This window comes from Arthrobacter sp. NPDC056727 (assembly GCF_042790555.1).
GTDB lineage: Bacteria > Actinomycetota > Actinomycetes > Actinomycetales > Micrococcaceae > Arthrobacter.
Genome location: NZ_JBHTZA010000019.1, coordinates 56,840 through 80,018, shown reverse-complemented (window position 1 = coordinate 80,018; position 23,179 = coordinate 56,840). Strand labels below are relative to the sequence as shown.

Genomic DNA, 23,179 nt, shown 5'->3' with positions numbered 1-23,179 from the left:
TTTGAATGGATGTCCTGCGGTCGCTCCCTGGCCGAGCTTGCGAGGCTAGGGAGCGGTTGGGGATTAGTAGGTGATGAGTACTTTGAGGTTGGTGGGGTCAGTCACGGGAGCCGTGAGGGCGGCCGCGGCTTCTTCGAGCGGGAAGGTGCTGGTGATGATGGACTGCAGATCGACCGCGCCGGAGGAGGCGAGGTCGATCGCCGTCGGGAAAGCGTTGGCGTAGCGGAACGCGGTGACGAGGTCGATTTCGTAGCGCTGGAGGAACCCGAGCGGGATGCCGTCCACGGTGGGCTTGGCCTGGCCGACGACCGTGGCCCGGGCTGCCGGTGCCAGGGTCCGGATGCCGTCCGCGAGGGCCCGGGTGTTGCCGGAGCACTCGATCAGCCGGTCCATGCCCGCCAGGTCCAGTGGTGTGGTGGCGGTGTTGACGGTGCGGGTGGCGCCGAACTTCGTGGCGACGGCGAGGCGGCTGTCGTTGACGTCGGTCACCACGATCTCGGTGGCACCCCTGGCTGCCGCCACCTGGGCCACCAGCAGGCCGATGGGACCGGCACCAGTGATGAGCACACGGTGGCCGTTCTGGACCTGCGCCCGTTCCACGGCCCAGACGGCGACGGCGAGCGGTTCGATCGCTGCCCCGATTTCAGCCGGGATGCTGTCCGGCAGGCGGTGGACGGCGGACTCCGGCACCACCACGTGGCGGGCAAACAGCCCGTCGGTGGGCGGGGAGCCGAAGCAGGTTCCGGCGGGGCAAAGGTTGTAGCGTCCGGACAGGCAGGTGGGGCATTCCCCGCAGGGCAGCGCCGGTTCAATGGCGACGGCGGTGCCGGCGGCGAATGTCGCTGCCGGTCCGGCAGCGATCACGACGCCGGCCCCCTCATGGCCCAGGACGGTGGGCTGGCGCAGCACGTTGGTGCCGTTGCGGCCGTCCGCGAAGTAGTGCATGTCCGAGCCGCAGATTCCGCCGGACCGCATCTCGACCAGGAGGTCGTTCCGGCCGAGGGCGGGCAGGGGCTTGTGCTCGATGCGCAGGTCGCGGGCGCCGTGCAGCACCGCTGCCTCGGTGCCGGTGGGAAGCCCGGCTGTGTTGGTTGACGGGATGGCTTGGATGGTCATGGCGTGCTCCGTGTGGTTTGGAGGGACGGCGCGGAGGACAGGGCGGTGTTGGCTTCTGCGATGGCCGCCAGCGGGCCCGCCGAGTGGATGATGTCGATGAATTCGCCGGTGCGCAGGATGAAGTCGGCGCGGTCGGCCAGTTCCTCGCCGAGGAGGTGGTGGTCGCCGAGGACCTTCCGGGCGAGGTCGGCGCCCGAGCGGGATGCTGCGGCCAGTCCGGCGAGCAGGCCGCGGGCCGGGTCTTCCATGGCGTGGGCCTGGGGGCCGGGGTCGAACCCTGGCAGCGGGGCGATGCATGCGAGATACGCGGCGGTGGTGAGGGCCAACAGCTGGGGCATCCGGCCGTCGTCGAGCATCTGCAGTGCCGGCAGCGGGATTCGCTGGCGGAGTTTCACGGACCCGTCGGATCCCACCTGGCTGGTGCGGTGGCCCAATGCGGTGTTGCGCCAGCGGGAGAAGAGCTGCTCCTCGTAGGCGTCCACATCCACGCCGGACGGTACCGAAACGCTGGGCAGGTACTCGTTCCGCAAGACGGAGCGGGCGGCCAGTTCGATGTCAGGGTGCGAGACGGAGTCCGGGATGGTGACGGCGCCGGTAAGGGCTCCGAGGTAGGCGATGAGGGAGTGCGTGCCGTTGAGCAGGCGGACCTTCAGCTGCTCATAGCCGGCCACCTCGTCGGAGAACACCGCGCCGCCCGCTTCCCAAGTGGGGCGCCCGGCGATGAAGTTGTCCTCGACGATCCACATGGTGAACGGCTCGGCCGGGACGGGGATCCGGTCGGTGTAGCCGCACTGGGATGCGACCAGGCTGCGGTAATGGTCGGTGGTGGCCGGCACGATCCGGTCCACCATTGAGGAGGGGAAGCTGGTGCGGGTGTCGAGAAAGGCCAGAACCTCCGCGGCTTCGGCGGGCGGGAGCAGCGAGGCGAATTCACGGACCAGCCGCTGCGTGTGATGGCCGTTGTCGGCGAGGTTGTCGCAGCTGAGGACGGTCACCGGTTCGCCGTGCGTCCGGGACCGGTGCTGCAGGCCGCGGACGATCTGCCCGATCGGCGTCCCCGGCGTGCCGGGATTGGCGAGGTCATGCCTGATGGCGGGGTCCTGCAGGTTCAGCGAGCCGGTGGCGGGGGCGTAGTTGTAGCCGTTCTCCGTGACCGTCAGGGAAACAATGCGGGTGCCGGCGTCCCCGATGGTCTTGACCACGCGGCCAGGATCGGCGGCCGCGGTGAAGGCATCCGTGTGGACCCGGGGGATGGAGAATTTGGAGCCCTCGGGCGAGATTTCCACGACGGTGTACAGCATGTCCTGGGCGTGCATCGCGTCCGGGATGGCGGCGGACCGGCTGGCGACGCCGATGATGCCCCAGTCGCCGCCGTGGGCGGTGACGGCGGCGTCCGTGTAGACGGCCTGGTGGGCGCGGTGGAAGTTGCCGAGGCCCAGGTGCACGATCCCGGCGGCCGGTGCTGCGGACCGCCGGCGGATGCCGGGGGTGGCCGCGGACAGCGGGGGAGTGGAAGCCATGGTTACCAGTCCTTCATGGAGCCGTCGAGCTCGCGGGCGATGGGCAGGTAGGCCTGCTTGTACGGGAAGCGTGCGGCGGCGTCCTCGTCCACGTGCACACCGAGGCCGGGCTCGTCGCCGGGGTGGAGGTAGCCGTCCTCGAAGCGGAAGCTGGACTGGAACACCTCGGACACCAGGGGGTCGTAGCCCATGTATTCCTGGATGGCGAAGTTGCTGGTGGCCAGGCCCAGGTGCAGCGAGGCGGAGAGGTTGATCGGTGAGACGTCGGAGGGGCCGTGCGGTGCGCCCTTGATCTGGTAGACCTCCGCGAGGGCGAGGATCTTGCGAACGTGGGAGATGCCTCCGGCATGGACGACGGCGGTGCGGATGAAGTCGATCAGGCGTTCGGTGATGAGGTGCTCGCAGTCCCAGACGGTGTTGAAGACCTCGCCGATGGCCAGCGGGATGGTGGTCTGCTGCCGCAGGGTGCGCAGGAGCCGCTGGTTTTCAGCAGGGGTGACGTCCTCGAGCCAGAACAGGTCCACGTCCTCCAGGGACCGGGCCAGCCGGGCGGCCTCGGTGGGGTTGAGCCGGTGGTGCACGTCGTGGAGGAGCTTGAGGTCCGGGCCCACGTGCTCGCGGACCGCGGAGAGGACCTTCGGGGCATGGCGGAGGTAGGCGGAGGTGTCCCAGTCCTCTTCGACGGGGCCGGCGCCGCGGCCCGCCGGTTCGTAGCTGGCGGCGCCCTTCGTGACGCCGTAGACCTTGTCCAGGCCGGGCACGCCGGACTGGGCGCGGACGGCGCGGAAGCCCTGTTCCCGGCGTCGGTCCACGGAGTCGAGGAGCTCGGGAACGTCCCAGCCGGTGGCGTGGGTGTAGGTGAGGATCCTGTCCCGCGCGGCGCCGCCGAGCAGCTGGTAGACGGGGACGTCGAGGGCCTTGCCCTTGATGTCCCACAGGGCCAGGTCGATCGCGCCGATGGCGGCCATGGTCACCGGCCCGCGCCGCCAGTAGGCGCCGCGGTAGAAGTACTGCCAGGTGTCTTCGATGCGGTCTGCGTCCCGGCCCAGCAGGGCAGGGGCGAGGTGGTCGCGGAGGTAGCTGGCCACCGCGAGCTCACGGCCGTTCAGGGTGGCGTCGCCCCAGCCGACGATGCCGTCGTCGGTGGTGATCCTCAGGGTGACGAAGTTGCGGCTGGGACTGGTGACGAGGACGTCGACGTCGACGATTTTTCGGGTCATCGGGAAATCACTACATTCTTCAGTGGCTGGTTCTTGGACAGTCGGGTGATGTTTTCGGCGATCTCGCGGGCACGGCCGCGGAAGGTTTCGGCGGTGACGCCGGAGGAGTGCGGGGTCATGATGACGTTGTCGAGCCGGCCGAACGGCAGGGCGGAGGGTTCGCCGCGGCCGTCGGTGCCCGGGTACTGGTACCAGACGTCGATGGCGGCGCCGGCGATCCGGCGGTCCTTGAGGGCGTCGTAGAGCGCGGTTTCGTCGACGACGGGGCCGCGGGCGACGTTGACGATCTGCCCGTTGGGACCGAGTTCGTCCAGTTCAGCCGCGCCGATCAGGGAGGTGGTTCCGGCGTCGAGCGGGATGCTGACCACCAGCACATCGGATTCGCTGAGGGCTTCGCCCAGGCGGTCCGTGGTGCCGGTCCAGCGCAGGCCGTGCTCGTCAGCGTTGACGGAGCCGCTGCGGGTGATGGCGATGCCCTCGGCGCCGAAGGCCTGCAGCAGTTTCCAGGCGGCGCTGCCGATGTGGCCGAAGCCGAGGAAGGTGACCACCGCGCCGCGCAGGGTTTCGGGCTGGCGGATGTCCGGGGAGTAGACCGAGGAGGACCACACGCCGGTGCGCAGGGCGGCGTCCTGGCCCAGCAGGTTGCGGCGCAGAGCCACGAGCACGGTGGCGATGTGTTCGGCGATGGAGCCTTCGTGGTGGAAGGTGTTGGCACAGACGGCACCGGCCGGAAGGGCGTCCGCGTCGATGCCGTCGTAGCCGGCACCGCCCACGTGCACCAGCCGCAAGTTCCTCGCTTCGGCGCCCATCGCGGCGGTGAACTTGGGCCCGACGTAGACGTCGGCGTCCTTGAGGTCGGTCAGGACGGAGTGCTCGTTCCAGCTGTCGTGCCAGGACGTGACGGTGCCTTCCGGCAGCGCCGCCTCGAAGATGGCGCGCTGGGGCATCAGGTTGGAGTCTGCGATGACAATTCTCATGGTTACTTTCCCTGGAGGGTCTGGCTGGCGTTGCGGGCGGCGAACGTGGAGCCGCGCACGATGAGCTGCGAGTTGAGGTGGACCGCCTCGGTGGCGGTGGGCTTGCCGGCGATCTGTTCGAGGAGGAGTTCGAGGGCGAGGGAGCCGCTGCGGCTTATGGGAACGCGGACGGAGGTGAGCCCGGGTTCGGCGGCCGCGGCGATGTCGAGGTCGTCGATGCCCACCACGCTGATGTCCTCGGGGCAGTGGTAGCCGAGCGTCCGCGCGCCGGCAAGCATGCCGATGGCTACGAGGTCGTTGTAGGCGATGACTGCCGTGGCGCCGCTGGCGACCACCGAGGCGGCGGCGGCCAGGCCGCCGTCGACCGTGGCGTTCTGGTTGCCCACGGTGACCAGTTCGATGCCCCATTCCCCGCAAAGGCGGGTGATGGCTGCGAGCCGCTGGCCGTTGGCCCAGGAGGAAGCCGGCCCCGGGATGTAGGCGAGCTTGCGGTGGCCGAGGGCGTGGAGGTGCTCGACCGCCTGCCGGATTCCTTCGCCGGCTTCCATCAGCACGCGGGCGGCCTGGTCGGCTTCGCCGTTGATCACCACGAGAGGCGCGTTGCCGGCGAGGTTGTGGATCTGCTCCGACGGGAGTCGCGGGGAGCAAAGGATGATGCCGTCCACGCCGGTGGCGAAGGCTGCCAGGTGGTCGCGCTCGCGGGCGGAGGATTCACCGGTGTCGGCGAGGACCATGCGGTGGCGGCCGTGCCAGGCCTGGTCCTGGATGGCCTTGATGAGCGCGGCGAACACGGCGTTGGAGATGTCCGGGACCACGACGCCGAAAGTGCGGCTGCCGTTAAGGCCCGGGACGTCGTACCCAAGCTGGGCGGCCGCGTCCATGACCTTCTGCCGCGTTTCGGCGGCGAGCCGGCCGGGGTCGCCGAACGCCCGTGACGCGGTGGCGAGCGAGACGCCCGCGAGCTTTGCGACGTCCGTAAGTTTTGCCGCCATGCGGTCCTCCAGTTGCTTCGTTGAAACCCTTCTCCCCAAGTATGGAAAAAGTTGTACAAGTTTGTCAAGAGCTTTCCATGAGTTGCATCACAGGAAAGAGGACGACGGCGGATGGTCCCGCCGTCGTCCTTCTTTGGTTTGGAGTTTTTGTACAGATAATGGCCGCTAAACGCCCCTGAAGTCGCGACAAATGGACAAAAACTCGGCCAAATGCTCGCCGACGGCGAAGGCGCGGGTGATGGCCGAGCCGAGGGTCGCCCCGCCGCCGGGGTAGTTGTTGCGGAAGACGCCTGCTGAGACGTTGCCCGCCGCGTAGAGTCCGGGGATCGGCTGCCGGTGCCGGTCCAGGACGCGGCCGGAGAAGTCGGTATCCAGCCCGCCCGAGGTTCCCAGTACGCCGGCGGAAATCCGGACGGCGTAGTACGGAGCCGAACTGAGCGGGGCCAGGCACGGGTTGGGCGTGTTGGCGGCGTCGCCAAGGAAGCGGTCCTGGGGTGTGGCGCCGCGGTGGAACTCGGTATCCACACCCTGCGAAGCGTCGCCGTTGAACCGGGCCACCGTGGCGGCCAGCCCGGCGGGGTCGATCCCGACGTTTCCGGCCAGCTCCTCCAGCGAGTCCCCGGAAGTCATCCAGCCCGCAGGAGCCCCCGGAGCGGAGCCCGCCACCGGGTATTTCGACAGGTACGCCGCATCGAAGACGAGCCACGCCGGGTTGTTTTGCTGGCGCCCGGTCTGCGGGTCAACGGAGGCGAACACCCGGCAGGCATCGTGGTAGTTCAGCGCCTCGTTGACGAACCGCCTCCCGGCGGCATTCACGGTGATCGAGCCCGGCAGGGTCATTTCCACGTTCCCCATCCGGCCGGACCGCACGCCGTCGTACTCGTGGGACGCCTCGGAAATCACCGGCACTCCCCAGATGGCGGTCATGTCGGCCACGGCGGCGCCTGCCTTCAGGCCCAGCTCCAGGCCGTCGCCCTCGTTGGACGGCGCGCTGATGGGCGTCACCGGAAAAGGCAGGAACGCCTGCCGGAGCCGCGGGTTCCATTCGAAGCCGCCGAAGGCGAGGACGACGGCGGCCGCGGACACGGTTCTGCGGGCTGCGGCGCCGCCGAGGGTCACCGACCATTTGTCCCCGTCGCGGGCCAGGTCTTCGACCGGCGTGGAGACCGCGATCTCCACGCCGCGGTCCAGGGCGCTCGCCAGCAGGGATCCCACCAGCGCGCCGCCCATGGTCCGCACGCCAGTGGCTGCCCGCCGTGCCAACAGGTCCGGATCCGCCGCCCGGCCGTTGAGCCGGTCGCGTTCGGTCATGGTCAGCAGCGGAAAATACGAGGACGGCCGGATCGCCTCCGCGAGGCCCGGGTGCCCCGACGGGTCGAAGGCGTCGTTGTCCAGGCCTCGTCCGCCGTCGGCCGCGCCCTGCCATTCCATGTGGTAGTCCGGGCGGGCGATCGGCGTCAGCGAAAGCCGGGTTTCGGCGTCGAGATAGGCGACGGCGCGCGGCGCGGTGCTGACGTACCACTCCACCTCCTCGGGGCTCAGCACGTGCCCCGCAGCTTCGGTGAGGTACGCGACGCCGTCCTCGTGGCTGTCCCGGTAGCCGGCGCTGCGGGCCAGATGGTTGTTCGGCGCCCACATGACGCCGCCTCCCGCAGCCGTGGTTCCGCCGAGCAGCGCCGCCTTCTCGGCTACGAGGACCCGCGGCCCGGCGTCGGCCGCCCGGATCGCCGCGACCAGGCCGGCCGCGCCGCTGCCTGCGACCACCACGTCGTAGGTGCCCGAGATGTTCCCGGGGGTGAGCAGCGGGCTCTTCGGCGCGCCGCTCATGCCGCCGCCCCCGGCAAGTCCACCACGATCTTGCCCACCGGCTCGGTGCGGCTGCGCATCAGTTCGAAGGCCTGGTGCAGGTTCTCGAAGCGGAACCGGTGCGTCAACAGCGCACGCGCCTGGGACCGGTGCCGGGCCAGCAGTTCCAGCCCCGCCGGAATGAGGTTCAGGCTGTTGCGGCTGCCCAGCAGGTCGATCTCCTTGAAGGGGATGGTGTTCATGGGCACGGAGGCGGTTCGCGCCGAGATCCCTACCTGGACAATCCGCCCGGCACTGGCCACCAGCCGGATGGCGTTCTCCAGCGAGGACGGAACACCCGTGGCCTCGATGACCAGCTCCGGCCCGGAGGAATCAGTCAGCGCACCCAGCCGGAGGGCCTGGTCCGCGCTCGGGAACGCCGAACGGGGATCCACCAGCAGCGTGTCCACGGCGCCAAAGGCAGCAGCCAGCTCCAGCCGGTCCGGCTCGGTGTCGGCGCAGGCCACCCGCACGCCGAGGTCCGTCAGGTACAGCGCGGCGAGCAGCCCGATCGGACCGCTGCCCAGCACCAGGGCAGTTTCGCCGGACACGGGCCGGCCCCGGTTCACGGCCTGCATGGCGATGGAGGCGGGTTCGGCCATGGCCGCCAGATCCAGTTCCAGGCCGTCCGGCACGGGGCACAGCTTCTCCACCGGCACGCTGACCAGTTCCGCCAGTGCTCCGTCCGAGTAGCAGCCGATGCAGCCGATGTTCTCGCAGACGTTGAACCGTCCCAGTCGGCACGGCCGGCATTTTCCGCAGTAGACCATCGGGCTGACGGCAACCCGGTCACCGGCCCGGATGCCGGCGGTGTTGGTTCCGATGGCCTCGACGATGCCGGCGAATTCATGGCCCTGGATAACGGGCAGTCCGGCCGGGTAGTCGTCCTCCCAGATGTGCAGGTCGGTTCCGCACAGGGTGACGTTGTGGACGCGGACCAGGGCATGGCCGGCTTCCAGGGCCGGCTCCGGAATGTCCTCGTAGCGGATGGTTTCCTTGGCGACGGTGCGGGCGCTCAGCATGCCGGGCTCCTAGTTCCGGTCGGCGCCGGCACGGGTGTCCGCACCGAAGACGACGTTCCACTGCCGGATGCTGCGCTGCTCCACGAGGCCGTTGCGGTAGAACGGGTCCTGGTCTATCAGCGCTTCGGCGTCGGCCTTCGAATCCGCCTCGATGATCAGCAGCGCGCCGGGATCCTCCCCTGGACCGAAGGGGCCGCTCTTCACCAGCCGGCCGTCGTCGAACTGTGCCTGCAGGAATTCCACGTGGCGGGGGCGGTGTTCGTCCCGGCCGGCGGACGTGGCGGCGGAGTAGGCGTAGGTGACAGCGAAGGTTCCCATGGGTGTGTCCTCATCGTTGAGCTGGTGGTTGTTCCTCCATCGTGGCCATCGCGATTGTGCCGCGTCCAACACTTATTTGGTCAATGAATATGTGTGGAAAACACATAGTGCACGACGGCGGCAGGCCGGCTTGGGTGCCTGCGGAACCGGCGCGGACTCAGCCGGCCGGGGTGGGGAGGACTTCCTCTGCGACGGCCAGGGCAAGCGCCAGGGCCGGGGAGACGTCGGCGGGGTTCCACGCGAGACCTGACTCCAGCGGGGGGACACTGCCGGTCAGCGGAATGAACACGGTGCCGCCGGGCATGATGCTGGCGACGGAGGAGGGCATCAGGCTCACACCGACGCCGCCGGCAACGAGCGACAGTGCGGTGTAGGGGTCGGTAACTTCCTGCGCCACTTTGGGCCGGAACCCCGCGGCGGCGCAGGCCGCGAAGATGGCCTCACGGAGGGTGGATCCCTGCGCGGCGCGCATGGTGACAAAACCGTCGTCGGACAGCTCGGCGAGCCCGATCGCCGGCCGCTCCGCCAAAGGGTGGTCCACCGGCACGGTGGCGCCCAGCTGCTCCAGGGCGATGCTGCGGGTGGAGAGGGCGCCAGCGTCCAGCGGAAGCCCGACGAAGGCCAGGTCCAGCGAACCGTTCCGGAGCTGCCGCAGCGCGTCCTGGGTCAGCAGCCCTCCGGTGAGGGTCAGGTCCAGGGCGGGGTAGCGGTGGCGGAGCGCCCGGGTCAGCGGGGGAAGGGTCCGGTGGTTCAGCGCCCCGGAGAAGCCGATGCTGAGCCGGCCGTAAAACGTGCCGGGCGCGGTGACGGCGGAACGCCGGGCGAGATCAAGTTCGTCGATGACCCGGCGGGCATGGGGAAGAAAGGCGACACCCGCCGTCGTCAGCGCCACCGAACGGGTGCTGCGCTGAAACAGCTCCGAGCCGAGCTCCTTCTCGAGCTTCCGAATGGTCTGGCTCAGCGGTGACTGGGCCATGCGGAGACGGTGCGCCGCGCGGCCGAAGTGCAGCTCCTCGGCCACGGCAAGGAAAGCCTCGATCTGCCGAAGCTCCATGCAGTTCCTCCTGTGCCTTGAAGAAGGCCAATCCGAAGACGCGGATGGTGCCCCCAAGTTAGCAACCTGGGGGCACCATCTGCTGGTTCGCGCTTTCGTGTGGAGTTTTTGTACAGATAATGGCCGCTAAAAGCCCCTGAAGTCGCGACAAATGGACAAAAACTCCAGTCCCCGGTGGTTAGCGGACCGGGTTGCCCAGCTCGCGCAGCGGGGTCTTGTGGGTTTCGCGGGCCCAGTACGCTCCGGCCACAGCCAGCAGGGAGGAGGCCGCGACGATCCAGGCGGCGGGACCCCAGTTGGCCTTGTCGGCGCCGACCAGCGCGGTGCCCAGCAGCGGGGTGAAGCCGGCGCACAGGATGCCGATCTGCAGGCCGATGGCCATGCCCGAGTACCGGACCTTGACGTTGAACAGCTCGGAGAACCAGGCCGGGTAGATCGCGTTGGACATCGAGTACGTGCCGGCGGTGATCACGGTGCTGGCGAGGAAGATCATGGGGATATTGGCGGTGGCGATCACCGAGAAGTAGACGAAGATCATCACGCCGGACCCCAGGACGCCGGCGATGAACACCGGACGCCGGCCGAAACGGTCGGAAAGGTGGGCCATCAGCGGCTGGGAGGCCATGGCGATGACGTTGCCAACGATGCTGACCCACAGCATCGTCGACGCCGGCACGCCGACGGACACGGCATAGGCGAGGCCGAAGGACTGCATGAACGTGTTGGTGACCGTTTCGAAGGACATCAGGGCAACCTGGAAGAACTGCGCCGGGTGCGTCTTGAACATCTTGGCGAACGGGAGCTTTACCAGTTCGCCGTGGTCGTGCTTTTCCTCGAACACCTCAGGTTCCTCAAGGGAGCGCCGGACCAGGTAGGCGACCACGAGTACCACCAGCGAGAGCCAGAACGGAATGCGCCAGCCCCAGGCGAGCCGGTCGGCTTCGCTCATTGCGGCCACGGGCAGGAACGCGAGCGAGGCCAGCACGATGCCGGCGGAGATGCCGCTCATGGCGAAGCTGGCGAAGAAGCCGCGGCGGCCCTCCGGAGCCTCCTCGGTGGACAGCGCGGAGGCGCCTGCGGTTTCGGCGCCGGCGGACAGGCCCTGCATCAGGCGCAGGAGTACCAGCAGGGCGGGTGCCCAGTAGCCGGCGGCGCTGAAGTCCGGGAGCGCACCGATCAGGAAGGTGGCGGATCCCATGAGCACCAGGGTCAGGACCAGGGTGTTCTTGCGGCCGATTTTGTCCCCCAGGTGGCCGAAGACGACGGCGCCGAAGGGGCGCGCCACGTAGGCAACCCCGAAGGTGGCAAACGAGGCGATGAGGGCGACGGTCGCATCGCCCGCCGGGAAGAAGATCTTGGAGAAGACCAGGGAGGCGGCCGTGGCGTAGATGAAGAAGTCGTAGTACTCCAGCGCACCGCCGAGGAAGGCGGCGAGGGCGGCCTTTTTGGCGCGCTTGAGCCGGTATTGCTTCGCCTCGGCGCTGACATTGGGGGCGAGATCGGTCATTGCAGGGGGTCCTTCCGCACTGAAAGACGGGGTCCGGGTTTTTTGAATTTGTGCGTATCGCGAACAGGCGTGCGATATGCGACTAGAAAGAGGATAGCGCAGAGTGAAGTGACTCACAATCCGTTGTTGTTTGGCCGGCCCTGTGCCCGGCGGCGGCCCGTATTCTTGGTAGGTCAGGAACAGCGCAGCTTGAGGTGCAGGGAGCCCATGGACGAACAGCCGGCCTACTTCGTGAAATCGGTGGAGAAGGCGTTCGATGTGCTCCTGGCGTTCACCCCGAACTCGCCGCGGCTGACGGTGTCCCAGGTGGCTGCCGCGGCGGACGTGACCAGGGCTTCTGCCCGCCGCTTCCTCCTCACACTGGCTGACCTGGGCTACCTGCGTGCGGACGGGACGCACTTCGAGCTGACGGCCCGCACGCTGGACATCGGCCGGTCCTACCTGGCCAACCTCGAGCTTCCGGCCATCGCGGACCGCCACCTGAAAACCCTCGCGGCCGAGCTGAACGAGACCACCTCGCTCTGCGTGCTGGACGGGGCCGACGTCGTGTATGTCGCGTGTGTGCCCTCGCCGCGGCTGCTCAGTGTCACCATTACCGTGGGCACCAGGTTCCCGGCCTGGGCAACCTCGATGGGGCGGGTGCTGCTGGGCGGGCTGACCGAGGACGGCCAGCAGGCGTACTTCGAAAACGTCCGGCTGCAGAAACTGACCGAGCACTCGGTTGCCAGCCTGGAGCAGTTGCGGGCGGAAATTGAACGCGCCAGGGCCAGGGGGTGGTCCATGGTTTCGCAGGAGCTGGAGGAGGGGCTGCGCGGCGTGGCCGTGCCGGTCTGGCGCGGCCATGATGTGGTGGCGGCCGTCAACGTCTCGCTGCAGACCCACCGTTCGCCGGCCGAGGACATCGAGAAATCGGTGGTGCCGCGCCTGCAGGAGGCCGCCCGGCAGATCGGGCTGGACTACGGCGGGGGCGCAGCCGGGCTGCGGCGGGCCTGATGGCCAACTCGCCCTCCGGCGAATCGGTCATCCAGCGCGTGGTGAAGATCCTGGATGCCTTTTCGAAGGGCCGCCCGCGGATGTCGCTGAGCGAACTGGTCCGCGCTACCGGCATGTCCAGCAGCACCGCCCACCGGCTCGCCAACGACCTGGTGGACAGCGGGCTGCTGAACCGCAGCGACGCCGGTGACTACGGCGTCGGCATGAAGATGTGGGAACTTGCGTCCCGCAGCAACCCCCTCGAGGAATTCCGACGGCGGGGCCTTCCGTTCCTCGAAGGCGTCCACGCCGCCGTCCGGGAACAGGTTTCGCTCTCCATTCCCGACGTCGGTTCCGGCACCGTGCTGTACCTGGAACAGCTGGACCGGCACGGCACCGCCACCAACCTCGCCGCCGTGGCCGGCAGGCTCCTGATCCACAACACGTCCTCCGGGATGGCCATGATGGCGCACATGCCGCGCGACGTGCAGGAACGGTTCCTGGCAGGCCCGCTCGAAAAAACCACGGCCGCCACGGAGACCGATCCTGCGCGCCTGCGCGCCCAGCTGGCCCTGATCCGGGAGCGCGGCTACGTGCGCATGGCCGGCGTGCTGGTGGAGGAGAACACCGCCTTCGCCGTCCCCGTCTTTGGCGAGGGCAACAGCGTGATCGGAGCGATCGCCGTCGTCATTCCAACGGCGGATGAGGACCCCAAAGTGGTCCTCCCCGTACTGGTGGCCGCGGGACGCGGCCTCTCCCGGACCATGGGCGCAGAACGGCGTCCGTACGGCACGCGGCCCTGGCTCCAGGGAGCCTGACCTGCGGCTTTAGCCGCCTGGCCGTGTAGCAACTCCGCGAAGCGGCATCCCGTTGAACGGGAAGTTTGGCCGCCGCGCTATTCCTCCCTCCTAGTGTTTTCCTCCAGAGCGACTGGCACCGGTCACGGTGCAGGCTCAACACTTTCGGCCCCGCCAATTTCGGTGGCGGCCGCCCTGGAAACTCAATGAGGAGAACCTATGGGACACGTCCAGCCCCCAACCCCCGCCGCGGAGACCGCCGTCCTGGAGCAGGCCCTCCTGAAGCCCGCGGAAAGCCTCCCGGCAAAGACCCCGCGGAAGGCCGCCCTGGCTTCCTTCCTGGGATCCACGCTGGAGTACTACGACTTCTTCATCTACGGCACGGCCGCAGCGCTGGTGTTCCCGAAAATCTTCTTCCCCGGAGGAGACCCGGTGGTTGGCCTGCTCGGCGCCATGGCCACCTTCGGCGTCGGCTACCTGGCCCGGCCGCTGGGCGGCGTCATCATGAGCCACTTCGGCGACAAAATCGGCCGCAAGCAGGCGCTGATGATCACGCTGGTGATCATGGGCGTGGCCTCCATCGGCATCGGCTTCCTGCCCACCTATGACCAGATCGGCTACTGGGCCACGGCGCTCCTGCTGGCTGGCCGGCTGGCGCAGGGATTCTCCGCCGGAGCCGAGGCCGCAGGTGCCTCCACCCTGACCATGGAGCACTCCCCGGAAGGACGCCGCGGCTTCTTCACCAGCTTTGTGATGACCGGCTATGCGTCCGGCATGGTGCTCTCCACCGTGGTGTTCATCCCGCTCGCCGCCCTCCCCGAGGAGCAGCTGCTGGGCTGGGGCTGGCGGGTCCCGTTCTGGCTGTCCGCCGTGGTGCTGCTGGTCGCCTACTGGATCCGCACCCGGCTGGAGGAACCGCCCGTGTTCGAAGAGGCCGTGGAGACGACGAAGCCCAGGGGCATCCCGGCGGCCGCGGTGCTCAAAACGCAGTGGCGCGACGTCCTGCGCGTGGCCCTGGTGATGCTGTTCTCCGTCATGCAGACCACCTTTACCGTGTACGCCCTGGCCTACGCCACCGGCAAGGGCATCGGCCTGGACCGGACCCTGATGCTTACGGTCAACGCCGTCACCATCGGCCTGTCCATGTTCACCATTCCGCTGGCCGGCATCATCTCGGACCGGTTCGGGCGCAAGAAAGTGCTGCTGGTGGGCGCCCTCGGCTGCGCCGTCACCTCGTTCGGCTACTTCTGGGCCATCAGCGAGCACAACATCGCCCTGATCTTCGTCTTCGGGTTCCTGAACATGTCCGTCTTCTACTCCTGCTGGAACGGCGTCTGGACAGTCTTCTTCCCCGAGATGTTCCCGGCACCGGTCCGCTACTCCGGGATGGCCATCGGCAGCCAGGTGGGCCTGATCCTCACCGGCTTCGCCCCCGCCATCGCCACCCTCCTGGCCCAGCCGGGACCCGGAGGCTGGGTCCCCGTGGCTGGCTTCACTGTGGCCTGCCTGGCGGTCTCCGCGATCGCCATCGCCACGGCTCGAGAAACCCACAGGACCCCGCTCGAGGAGCTTGGCCTGCCGCGCCAGCGCCGGATGTCCGCCTGATACCCCGGGCCGCGCCTGACCCCAAGGCCCCGGCCCAGTAACCCGGCACCCGCCCACCCAGAAAGAAAGTTGGAACCATGACCCCGTCAGCAACCGCCCCCCGCACATACCGAGCCGGAATCGTGGGCTGCGGCGCCATCTCCCGCAACCACCTCGAGGCCTTCGCCGCCCTGGACAACGTCCAGGTGGTCGGCGTGTGCGACATCGACCTGGACCGGGCACGCGCCACCGCCCGGGCCTGGGACGTGCCGACTGCGGTGAGCACCGTGGATGAGCTCCTGGCGCTGGGCGTGGACATCGTGTCGGTCTGCACGCCGCACCCGACCCATGAGGACGTGGTGCTCAGGGCCGCGGCGGCAGGGGCCCATGTGCTGTGCGAAAAGCCCATCGCCACCCGGCTGGAGCCGGCCGAGCGGATGGTGGCTGCCTGCGAGGACGCCGGAGTGCAGTTCGGGGCACTGTTCCAGCGGCGCTTCTGGCCCGCTGCGCAGCGGATCCGCTCGGCCATCGACGACGGGACGCTGGGCCGGCCGCTGATGGCCCAGTGCTCTGTGATGCTGCACCGCGCGCCGGAATACTATTCACGGGATGCCTGGCGCGGCACCTGGGAGAACGACGGCGGCGGCGTGCTCATGACGCAGGCCATCCACCAGATCGACCTGCTGCAGTGGTACCTCGGCGACGTGGCGGAGGTCTACGGGAGGGTCAACACCTACCGGCACGGCGACTACATCGAGGTGGAGGACTCCGCCACGGCCGTCATCACCTTCACCTCCGGTGCCATGGCAACGCTGGAAGCGTCGACGGCGGTGTCCCCCAACCTGGGCATCCAGCTCCGGATCACCGGCGAAACAGGGGCATCGGCATCGCTCACGGAGTTCCCCGAGGGCAGCGACGGCCGGCTCGACCTATGGGCGGTGGGGGAAAAGATCACGGTGGAGCCGGTCCATCCCGAGGGCGTGGAGCCGAACGTGGACCTCTCCACCATCAACGGCCAGCTGATTCCGCACCACACCAGCCAGGTCCGCGACTTCGTGCAGGCGCTGGACGCCGGCACCGAGCCTGCCATCACCGGCAAGGATGCCCTGAAGTCGCTGCGCATCCTGCTGGCGGTCTACGAATCCTCCCGCACCGGGCGCCCCGTCCGGATCGCTGACGCCGAGTTTCCGGTGCGCGTCCAGGTGCCGGCCGACGTCGAGGTTTCAGGCGGCACCCGCGTTCCGGCGGAAGCGGCAGGCTGAGCCATGACGGAGCACAACTCCCGCCACGCCGTCCGCCCGCTCACCCTGGGCCGGAACGGCCGCACGCCGCGGACCCTCCGCAACCGGCTCGCCTCCGCCCCGATGGAACGCAACTACGGCACCCCGGACGGGCGCATCACCGAGCAGTACATCGACTACCTCGTCACCCGGGCCCGGGCCGGCCTCGGCCTGGTCACGACAGAAGCCACCTATGTCCGGGCCGACGGCAAGGGCCGCACGCACCAGCTCGGGCTGCACGCCGACGAGATGCTTCCCGGGCTCCGCCGGCTCACTGACGCGCTGCACGCGGAAGGTGCGCTGGCCGCCGTCGAACTTAACCACGGCGGCCGGACCGCGCAGACGGCGGTGTCGGGCCACAAGAACGTGGCGCCGTCGCCGGTGCCGTGCGCGGTGGCCGGCGGGGAGGTGCCGCGGGAACTGACCAGCGGCGAATGCCATGAGCTCGTGGCCTCCTACGCCGCCGCGGCACGGCGGGCGGTGGCCGCGGGCTTCGACGTGATCAACATCCACGGCGCGCACGGGTACCTGATCCACCAGTTCATGTCGCCCATCTCCAACCACCGCACCGACGAGTTTGCCGCGCCAGAGCACTTCCTGAACCTGGTGATCGACGCCGTCCGAGAGGCCGCGCCGGACGCCATCATCGGCGTCCGGGTCTCGGTTCTTGAGGGGCCGGCGGACGGCATCAGCGCGGAGGACCAGGTGGCCATCATCGCCAAGGCCCACCTGGACCAGCTGGACTTCCTCGACCTGTCCGCGGGCAGCTACGACGCCGGCGAATGGATCGTGCAGCCCGGCGAGTGGAAGCCCGGCCTGCTCCGCGACTATGCCGCGGCGTACCGGCAGTTCGGGCTTCCGCTGGGCATGGCCGGGCGGCTGAACTCGCCGGCCGTCATCGAGGAGGTCCTGGGCGACGGCATCTGCGATTTTGTCAGCCTGGCCCGGGCCATCCACGCCGACCCCGCCTTTGTGGGCGGCGTGCTCCGCGGCGAGGCATACCGCCCCTGCATCGCGTGCAACGTCTGCATCGACACCCTCGGCCAGGGGCAGGTCACCTGCACCGTCAACCCCGCCGTCGGGCGCTCGCGGGTTCCGCTTGCGACGCCGGACGTGCGCCCCGGCGCCCGGGTCACGGTGGTGGGGGCCGGACCCGCCGGCCTCACCGCCGCCCGGGAGCTCGCCGTGGCAGGTGCGCAGGTCACCGTGCTCGACGACGGCGACCGGCAGGGCGGGCAGCTCGCCCTCGCGGAACGGATGAAGTCGACGCCGGATTTCCACCGGTTCACCGACTGGTCCGCCGCCGAGAATGACCGCCTGGGCATCCGGGTGCGGCTGGGCCAGCGGGTGGACGTTGCCGATCTGTCCGCGCCGGCCCGCGAGACCGGGGCCGACGCCGTCGTGCTGGCCACTGGCGGGACGCGGCCCGGGGCGGGTTTCCCCGGCGCCGATCTGCCCGGCGTCATGGATGTGCGCGACTGGCTGGCAGTCCATCCGGAAGTGCTCAACGGCAGCGGCTACCCGGACGCGGTGACCATCTGGGGCGCCGACTCCGTGGCGATGAGCCTGGCGGACACCCTCGCGGACCGCGGCACGGCCGTGCTGCTGGTGGGGCCGCAGGAGGTGCTTGCACCCGAATCCGGGCGGCGGGCCAAGATCCTTGCGGTGCCCCGGCTCGAACAGAATCCGCGGGTCCGGATCAGGCTGGGTGCCGCGATCGAGGAATACGACGGCGGCCGGGTCCGGATATCGGGTCCTGGTGGGGACGAATGGCTGGACGCTCCGGGAAGCCTCCTGGTGTCCCGTTCCGTGCTCCCGCTGGACGGGACCGTCCCCGTTGAGGAGCGCGAAGCGGACCTGACCCGGGCCGCCGGCGTGCCGGTGGTGTTCGCCGGGACAGTGGCTGACCGGACCCCCGCCATCGCCTCCAACGCGGTGAAAAGCGGCTACGACGCCGCGCAGCGGATCGCCGCGGCACTCGCCGCAGACCCCGCAGACAGCCCCCTCGAACTCACCATGAACGGAGCAGCATCATGAACGCACCGCGCCGCCCGCTGGGCCTGGCCCAGCTGTCCCTCCTCAACACCGCACCGCCGCAGCTGGTGGCCATCGCCGCAGAGGCCGGATTCGATTTCATTGGTGCCCGCGTCCGCGCCGTCACTCCCACCGAGCGGCCCTACGACCTGCAGCCGGGGTCGCCGATGCTGAAGGAGACCCTGGCCCGGATGGCCGACGCCGGGGTCACCGTCCGCGACATCGAGTTCCTGCTGCTGGACGGCACCGACCGGCGCAGCGCGTGGCTGGCCATGATGGAAGCCGGGCAGGCCCTCGGTGCCGCATCCCTGACCGTGGCCGCGTCCGACCCCGACACCGCACGCCTCTCGGACACCCTGGCCCGCATGGCCGAGGACGGCCGCAACTATGGAATCGTGCCCACGCTCGAGCCCATCTCCTACCAGGCGGTGAACTCCATCCCCGCCGCGGTTGCCCTGGCCCGCACCTCGGGCTGCAGCATCGTGGCGGACGCGCTGCACCTGAACCGCTTCGGCGCGGTCCCGGGCTCGGATCAGTGGCGGGAGCTCGAGGCGAACCTGGAGCTGGTGCCGCTGCTGCAGCTGTGCGACGGACCGGTCGGACGTCCGGCCGACCGTGAGGCGCTGGTGGCGGAGTCGCGCTCGGAACGCCGTGTTCCGGGTGAAGGCGGCTTTGACCTTGCCGCCCTGGTAGACGTTTTTCCGGCCGATGTTCCGGTGAGTGTCGAGGTGCCGTCGGAGAGTACAGTCGCGCGGCTGGGGGAGCTGGGCTGGGCACGAAGGCTGAGGGAGGCCGCGCTGGCCCAGTTGTCAACATCCGAGAAAGCGGCAACAGCATGAGGGAAACAGCAGCAGAAGCAACCGGAACCACAGCGGGACCGGGAACGACGGCGGAACTGGCGCCCGGCGTCGTCATTCCGCTCATTGGGCTGGGCACCTGGCAACTGTTCCTCACCACCAAATTCAACAGTCGGTGGCATAGCAGGGAGGGTGTGCGCGAGGCCTTCGGAGCGGCAGCACGCCGGCTCGGCACCGACTACCTTGACCTCTTCCTGATCCACTGGCCGAATCCTGCCCAGGGCCGGTTTGTGGAAGCGGCGGAGGGGCTCACCCGGCTGGCCGGGGACGGGCTGATCAGGTGCTGGGGCGTCTCCAACTTCAAACCGTCCCACCTGCGGGAGCTGCAGGCGGCAGGCCTGGACGCTCCGGTCAACCAGGTGCAGATTGATCCCGAGCACCAGCAGCTGGATCAGCTGGCCTTCCATGCCGAGCACGGCATCGCCACCGCCGCCTATAGCCCGCTGGGCCGCAGCGGCAGTTTCCTCTCGGACCCCGCCGTCACCGGCCCGGCCGGGAACACGGCAGGACTCCGGCCCAGGTGGTGCTCCGCTGGCAGGTCCAGTCCGGCCGGGTGGCTATCCCCAAGTCCGCCGACGACCGGCGGCAGCGCGAAAACCTCGACGTCTTCGGCTTTGCCCTTACGGGGGCGGAAATGGCCGCCATCGATGCCCTGGACACTGGCGCACCGCCGCGGCTGGACTCAGACGAATTCGGACACTGAAAGAACCACTGGAGCAAAAAGATGACTTCCCGGACTGATGAATTGACTCCCTCGCTGGACTGCGACGTGCTGGTGGTGGGCTCCGGCGCGGGCGGACTGGCCGCCGCCGTGACCGCCGCGTACCACGGGCTGAAGGTCGTGGTGGTGGAAAAGGCTGACGTGTGCGGCGGCGCCACGGCATGGTCGGGAGGCTGGGCCTGGGCGCCGGGCAACCCGCTGGCGAAGGCCGCCGGCGTCGTCGAGGACACGGAATCCTTCCGCACCTACCTGCGCGGCGTGCTGGGATCCGACTACCAGTCGGACCGGGTGGACGCGTTCCTGGAAGCCGTGCCGCACATGGTGGGCTTCTTTCACCAGAAGACATCGTTGCAGTTCGTCCCCGGAGCCAGGATCAACGACGTCTACGGCGGGCTTCCCTGCGCCGGAACCGGGCACCGCTCCGTGGGCCCCAAGCCCCTGAACGCCCGGCGGATCCGCCCGGAGCTGCGGGCCAAGCTGCGGCACCAGCTGTACGAAACCTCGTTCCTGGGAATGGGCATCATGGCCGGGCAGGACCTGGGCAGGTTCCTGTCCGCGTCCCGGGGCAACCCGCGCGGGCTTCTCCACGCCGGCTGGCGCTTTGGCCTGCACGTCCTGGACCTGCTGACGCACCGGCGCAACATGCAGCTGGTCAACGGCACTGCCCTGGCCGGACGGCTGCTGCAGTCGGCGGACCGGTTCGGCGTCGACATCCGCGTCTCCACCCCGGCCCGCCGCCTGCTGACCGGCGGCGACGGCAAGGTGACGGGCGCCGTCGTCGGAACTCCCGACGGGGAGCTGCGGATCAATGCCGCACGCGGGGTGGTCCTGGCCGCCGGCGGCTTCCCCCACGATGTGCAGCGCCGGAAGGAACTGTTCCCGCACGCGCCCACCGGACGTGAACACTGGACGCTGGCGCCCGCCGAAGCGAGCGGCGACGGCATCAGCCTGGGCCTGTCCGTTGGTGTGCGTTTCCGGACCGACGTGAAGTCCGCCGCCGCGTGGTGCCCGGTATCGCTGGTGCCGTACCGCAGCGGCCGGACCGGTACGTTCCCGCACATCATGGACCGCGCCAAGCCCGGCAGCATCGGCGTCCTGCGCACCGGGAAGCGGTTCGTCAACGAGGCCAACGGGTATTACGACTACGTGGCGGCGCTCCTTGAGGCCACGCCGGCGGGGGAGCAGGCGGAGGCCTGGCAGATCGCCGATTCCCGCTTCGTGCGCCGGTTCCCGCTGGGCATGGCCAAGCCGCTGCCCGTGCCGCTCTTCCCGTACCTGCGCTCCGGCTACCTCAGGAAGGGCCGCACGCTCGAGGAACTGGCCGCGAAGTGCGGCATCGACCCCGCCGGGTTGAGGGAGACGGTGGAGCGGTTCAACCGCCACGCTGCCCTTGGCGAGGATCCGGACTTTGGCCGCGGCTCGACGCCGTTCAACCGCTACGGCGGCGACGCCACAGTGCACCCGAACCCGTCGCTCGGTCCCATCGGGAAAGGCCCGTTCTACGCCGTGCGCGTGGTCCCCGGCAGCTTTGGCACGTTCGCCGGCCTGGACGTGGACGGCCGCTCCCGCGCCCTGGACGACGGCGGCCTGCCGGTACCGGGGCTGTACGTCGCCGGCAACGACCAGGCCAGCGTGATGGGCGGGCACTATCCGGCCGGCGGCATCAACCTCGGCCCGGCGCTGGCGTTCGGATATGTTGCCGGACGCGACCTGGCCGGCGCGGTGGAGTACGAGGATGACGGGACCTTGCCGGCGAAGACGAGCGGCGCCGGGGCGGGCGCCTCGGAAGCTCTGCAGACCCATTGACACGACCTCCCAGCAGCAATATCCTACAACCAAATGGTTGTAGATCAGCTTAGCGATGCCGAACTCGACCGCCTCTTCCAGGCGTTCGCGGACACCACCCGGCGGGACATCATGCGCCGGGTGACGGTGGGCGAGTACTCGGTGACCGGCCTGGCGGCCCTCTACGCCATGAGCTTTGCCGCCGTCCAGAAGCATGTGGCGGTGTTGGAGCGCGCGTCCCTGGTCACCAAGGAGAAGCGCGGAAGGGAGCAGATCGTGCGGGGCAACCACGACGGCCTGGAGAAAGCCCGCCGCCTGCTTGACGGGTACGAGGCGATCTGGCGGCAGCGCGTCGCCCGGATCGCAGACATCCTCACTGAAGAAGCGGGCATCCGCACTGAAGAATAGGAAGGGTCCGGCAATGACGGTTATCAGTTCCACCAAGAACCCCGAGGCGCTCAGGTTCACGCTCGTGGCGGAGTTCGACGCCGATGTGAAGCGCGTCTGGCAGATCTGGGAAGACCCGCGCCAGCTCGAGCGCTGGTGGGGCCCGCCCACGTATCCGGCGACGTTCAGCCAGTACGAATTCACCCCCGGCGGGGAGGCGTCCTATTACATGACCGGCCCGGAAGGTGAGAAGGCCAGTGGCTGGTGGCGAATCACGGACATCCAGGCACCCATCCGCCTCGAATTCGACGAAGGGTTCGCCGACGACAATGGCGCTCCGGTGGAGGCCATGGGCGCCGCCCACGTCACCGTCACGCTCGAGGACATCGGCGGGCGCACCGGGATGACGGTCCAGTCCGTGTTCGAGTCCGCGGAGCAGATGAACACGATGATGGAGATGGGCATGGAGGAAGGCATGCGGGAGGCTGCCGGACAGATCGACGCCCTCCTCGCGGAGCACTCGCACGCCTAGCGGCATTCACCGTACAAAAACGCAAGAAGACGACGGCGGGAGGTTCCCGCCGTCGTCCTCTTCAGTTTGTCTTGGTTAGAGCGCAGCCGTGTTCAGGCTGAGCGTGAAGGTGTTCGGCCCGGTCATGTGGACGGCGACGTCATTCTTGTGGGCGTTGGCCCGGCTCGAAAAATCGTGCACGAGCGATTCCAGCGTGTGGTCCACTGCGGAACGGTCCCAGATCTTGATCGTCATTGATTCAGCGTTGTCAAAGGTCATTTCTCAGTGCTTTCGTGTCTGGGCAAGGCGCCTATGCGATGCCGCGGAACAGGACGGCCCAGGAACGCTCGGAGGCCTAAGGCAGCTCGACGAGCTCACCGGTTTGGCCTCATTGCGTCCACCAGGATTTTGTTGTGTTTGAACTTCTAAACCCGGTTCTGGAAAGCGTATTCCTACCGGGCTTCACTCTATGATGCACATGCGCGGGAGGGCTTTTCAACCGATTTGACCGCAAATGGCGGGTGAGGTTAGCCACACACCGGTGAAGCGCGAACGTACAGTTGTGGGGGGGGGGGGGGGGGGGGCCCCCCCCCCCCCCCCCCCACCACCCACAGCGCGCGGACCCCCGCGGACGGCCGCCGCGAGCACCGCCCGCCCCCACCCCGGCCGCGGGGCGGCGC

21 protein-coding genes and 1 pseudogene are annotated in these 23,179 nt (G+C 69.0%); 11 read left to right on the top strand and 11 right to left on the bottom strand.

The window, feature by feature from the left end; all coding sequences use genetic code 11:
- Nucleotides 1–63: 63 nt before the first annotated feature.
- The 10 genes from ACFRAH_RS17940 to ACFRAH_RS17895 all read right to left on the bottom strand — a co-directional run bounded on the left by ACFRAH_RS17940 (nt 64) and on the right by ACFRAH_RS17895 (nt 11,571).
- A complete protein-coding gene (locus tag ACFRAH_RS17940) occupies nt 64–1,116 on the bottom strand; it encodes an NAD(P)-dependent alcohol dehydrogenase (RefSeq protein ID WP_377992252.1) in 1,053 nt (350 codons plus the stop codon).
- A complete protein-coding gene (locus tag ACFRAH_RS17935) occupies nt 1,113–2,636 on the bottom strand; it encodes a mannitol dehydrogenase family protein (RefSeq protein WP_377992251.1) in 1,524 nt (507 codons plus the stop codon). Before ACFRAH_RS17935 ends, ACFRAH_RS17940 begins: the two co-directional genes overlap by 4 nt.
- 2 nt (nt 2,637–2,638) lie before the next feature.
- The gene (gene manD, locus ACFRAH_RS17930; protein ID WP_377992250.1) at nt 2,639–3,856 is read right to left on the bottom strand and encodes a D-mannonate dehydratase ManD; all 1,218 of its coding nucleotides are present in this window, start codon (nt 3,854–3,856) and stop codon (nt 2,639–2,641) included.
- Nucleotides 3,853–4,833 carry a 2-hydroxyacid dehydrogenase gene (locus ACFRAH_RS17925; protein WP_377992249.1) on the bottom strand — a complete coding sequence of 327 codons (981 nt, stop codon included), beginning with the start codon at nt 4,831–4,833 and terminating at the stop codon, nt 3,853–3,855. The genes manD and ACFRAH_RS17925 overlap by 4 nt, the downstream gene beginning before the upstream one ends.
- A 2-nt stretch (nt 4,834–4,835) precedes the next feature.
- Nucleotides 4,836–5,825, bottom strand: coding sequence for a LacI family DNA-binding transcriptional regulator (locus ACFRAH_RS17920; protein ID WP_377992248.1), 990 nt, complete (start codon nt 5,823–5,825; stop codon nt 4,836–4,838).
- Nucleotides 5,826–5,990: 165 nt separating this feature from the next.
- A complete protein-coding gene (locus tag ACFRAH_RS17915) occupies nt 5,991–7,652 on the bottom strand; it encodes an FAD-dependent oxidoreductase (protein WP_377992247.1) in 1,662 nt (553 codons plus the stop codon).
- On the bottom strand, nt 7,649–8,692 hold the full coding sequence (locus ACFRAH_RS17910; RefSeq protein ID WP_377992246.1) for an alcohol dehydrogenase catalytic domain-containing protein: 1,044 nt from the start codon (nt 8,690–8,692) through the stop codon (nt 7,649–7,651). Before ACFRAH_RS17910 ends, ACFRAH_RS17915 begins: the two co-directional genes overlap by 4 nt.
- A 9-nt stretch (nt 8,693–8,701) precedes the next feature.
- Nucleotides 8,702–9,010, bottom strand: coding sequence for a YciI family protein (locus ACFRAH_RS17905; RefSeq protein WP_377992245.1), 309 nt, complete (start codon nt 9,008–9,010; stop codon nt 8,702–8,704).
- A gap of 157 nt (nt 9,011–9,167) precedes the next feature.
- Nucleotides 9,168–10,064 carry a LysR family transcriptional regulator gene (locus tag ACFRAH_RS17900; RefSeq protein WP_377992244.1) on the bottom strand — a complete coding sequence of 299 codons (897 nt, stop codon included), beginning with the start codon at nt 10,062–10,064 and terminating at the stop codon, nt 9,168–9,170.
- Nucleotides 10,065–10,242: 178 nt separating this feature from the next.
- Nucleotides 10,243–11,571: an MFS transporter gene (locus tag ACFRAH_RS17895; protein WP_377992243.1), complete on the bottom strand. Its 1,329-nt coding sequence runs from the start codon at nt 11,569–11,571 to the stop codon at nt 10,243–10,245.
- A gap of 207 nt (nt 11,572–11,778) precedes the next feature.
- On the opposite strand from ACFRAH_RS17895, the gene ACFRAH_RS17890 reads away from it, so the two are divergent.
- The 11 genes and pseudogenes from ACFRAH_RS17890 (at nt 11,779) to ACFRAH_RS17840 (ending at nt 22,520) form a co-directional block, all read left to right on the top strand.
- The gene (locus ACFRAH_RS17890; protein ID WP_377992242.1) at nt 11,779–12,564 is read left to right on the top strand and encodes an IclR family transcriptional regulator C-terminal domain-containing protein; all 786 of its coding nucleotides are present in this window, start codon (nt 11,779–11,781) and stop codon (nt 12,562–12,564) included.
- A complete protein-coding gene (locus tag ACFRAH_RS17885; protein ID WP_377992241.1) occupies nt 12,564–13,361 on the top strand; it encodes an IclR family transcriptional regulator in 798 nt (265 codons plus the stop codon). The genes ACFRAH_RS17890 and ACFRAH_RS17885 overlap by 1 nt, the downstream gene beginning before the upstream one ends.
- Before the next feature lie 198 nt (nt 13,362–13,559).
- Nucleotides 13,560–14,945, top strand: a complete 1,386-nt coding sequence (locus tag ACFRAH_RS17880) for an MFS transporter (protein ID WP_377992240.1) — start codon at nt 13,560–13,562, stop codon at nt 14,943–14,945.
- 77 nt (nt 14,946–15,022) lie between these two features.
- Nucleotides 15,023–16,186 carry a Gfo/Idh/MocA family protein gene (locus ACFRAH_RS17875; RefSeq protein ID WP_377992239.1) on the top strand — a complete coding sequence of 388 codons (1,164 nt, stop codon included), beginning with the start codon at nt 15,023–15,025 and terminating at the stop codon, nt 16,184–16,186.
- A 3-nt stretch (nt 16,187–16,189) separates the two neighbouring features.
- On the top strand, nt 16,190–18,241 hold the full coding sequence (locus ACFRAH_RS17870; RefSeq protein ID WP_377992238.1) for an FAD-dependent oxidoreductase: 2,052 nt from the start codon (nt 16,190–16,192) through the stop codon (nt 18,239–18,241).
- Nucleotides 18,238–19,077 carry a sugar phosphate isomerase/epimerase family protein gene (locus tag ACFRAH_RS17865; RefSeq protein WP_377992237.1) on the top strand — a complete coding sequence of 280 codons (840 nt, stop codon included), beginning with the start codon at nt 18,238–18,240 and terminating at the stop codon, nt 19,075–19,077. Before ACFRAH_RS17870 ends, ACFRAH_RS17865 begins: the two co-directional genes overlap by 4 nt.
- Nucleotides 19,074–19,493 (top strand): annotated as a pseudogene (locus ACFRAH_RS17860) (aldo/keto reductase); the annotation flags it as partial. The gene ACFRAH_RS17865 and the pseudogene ACFRAH_RS17860, both read left to right, overlap by 4 nt.
- A gap of 122 nt (nt 19,494–19,615) precedes the next feature.
- A complete protein-coding gene (locus tag ACFRAH_RS17855; protein WP_377992267.1) occupies nt 19,616–19,798 on the top strand; it encodes a hypothetical protein in 183 nt (60 codons plus the stop codon).
- A gap of 21 nt (nt 19,799–19,819) precedes the next feature.
- Nucleotides 19,820–21,622, top strand: coding sequence for an FAD-dependent oxidoreductase (locus tag ACFRAH_RS17850; protein ID WP_377992236.1), 1,803 nt, complete (start codon nt 19,820–19,822; stop codon nt 21,620–21,622).
- A 33-nt stretch (nt 21,623–21,655) separates the two neighbouring features.
- The gene (locus ACFRAH_RS17845) at nt 21,656–22,009 is read left to right on the top strand and encodes an ArsR/SmtB family transcription factor (RefSeq protein WP_377992235.1); all 354 of its coding nucleotides are present in this window, start codon (nt 21,656–21,658) and stop codon (nt 22,007–22,009) included.
- A gap of 13 nt (nt 22,010–22,022) precedes the next feature.
- Nucleotides 22,023–22,520 (top strand): SRPBCC domain-containing protein, encoded by a 498-nt coding sequence (locus tag ACFRAH_RS17840; protein ID WP_377992234.1) that lies wholly within the window; start codon nt 22,023–22,025, stop codon nt 22,518–22,520.
- 75 nt (nt 22,521–22,595) lie between these two features.
- Here the strand turns inward: ACFRAH_RS17840 and ACFRAH_RS17835 are convergent, their stop codons facing one another.
- Nucleotides 22,596–22,778, bottom strand: a complete 183-nt coding sequence (locus ACFRAH_RS17835) for a hypothetical protein (RefSeq protein ID WP_377992233.1) — start codon at nt 22,776–22,778, stop codon at nt 22,596–22,598.
- Nucleotides 22,779–23,179 lie beyond the last annotated feature (401 nt).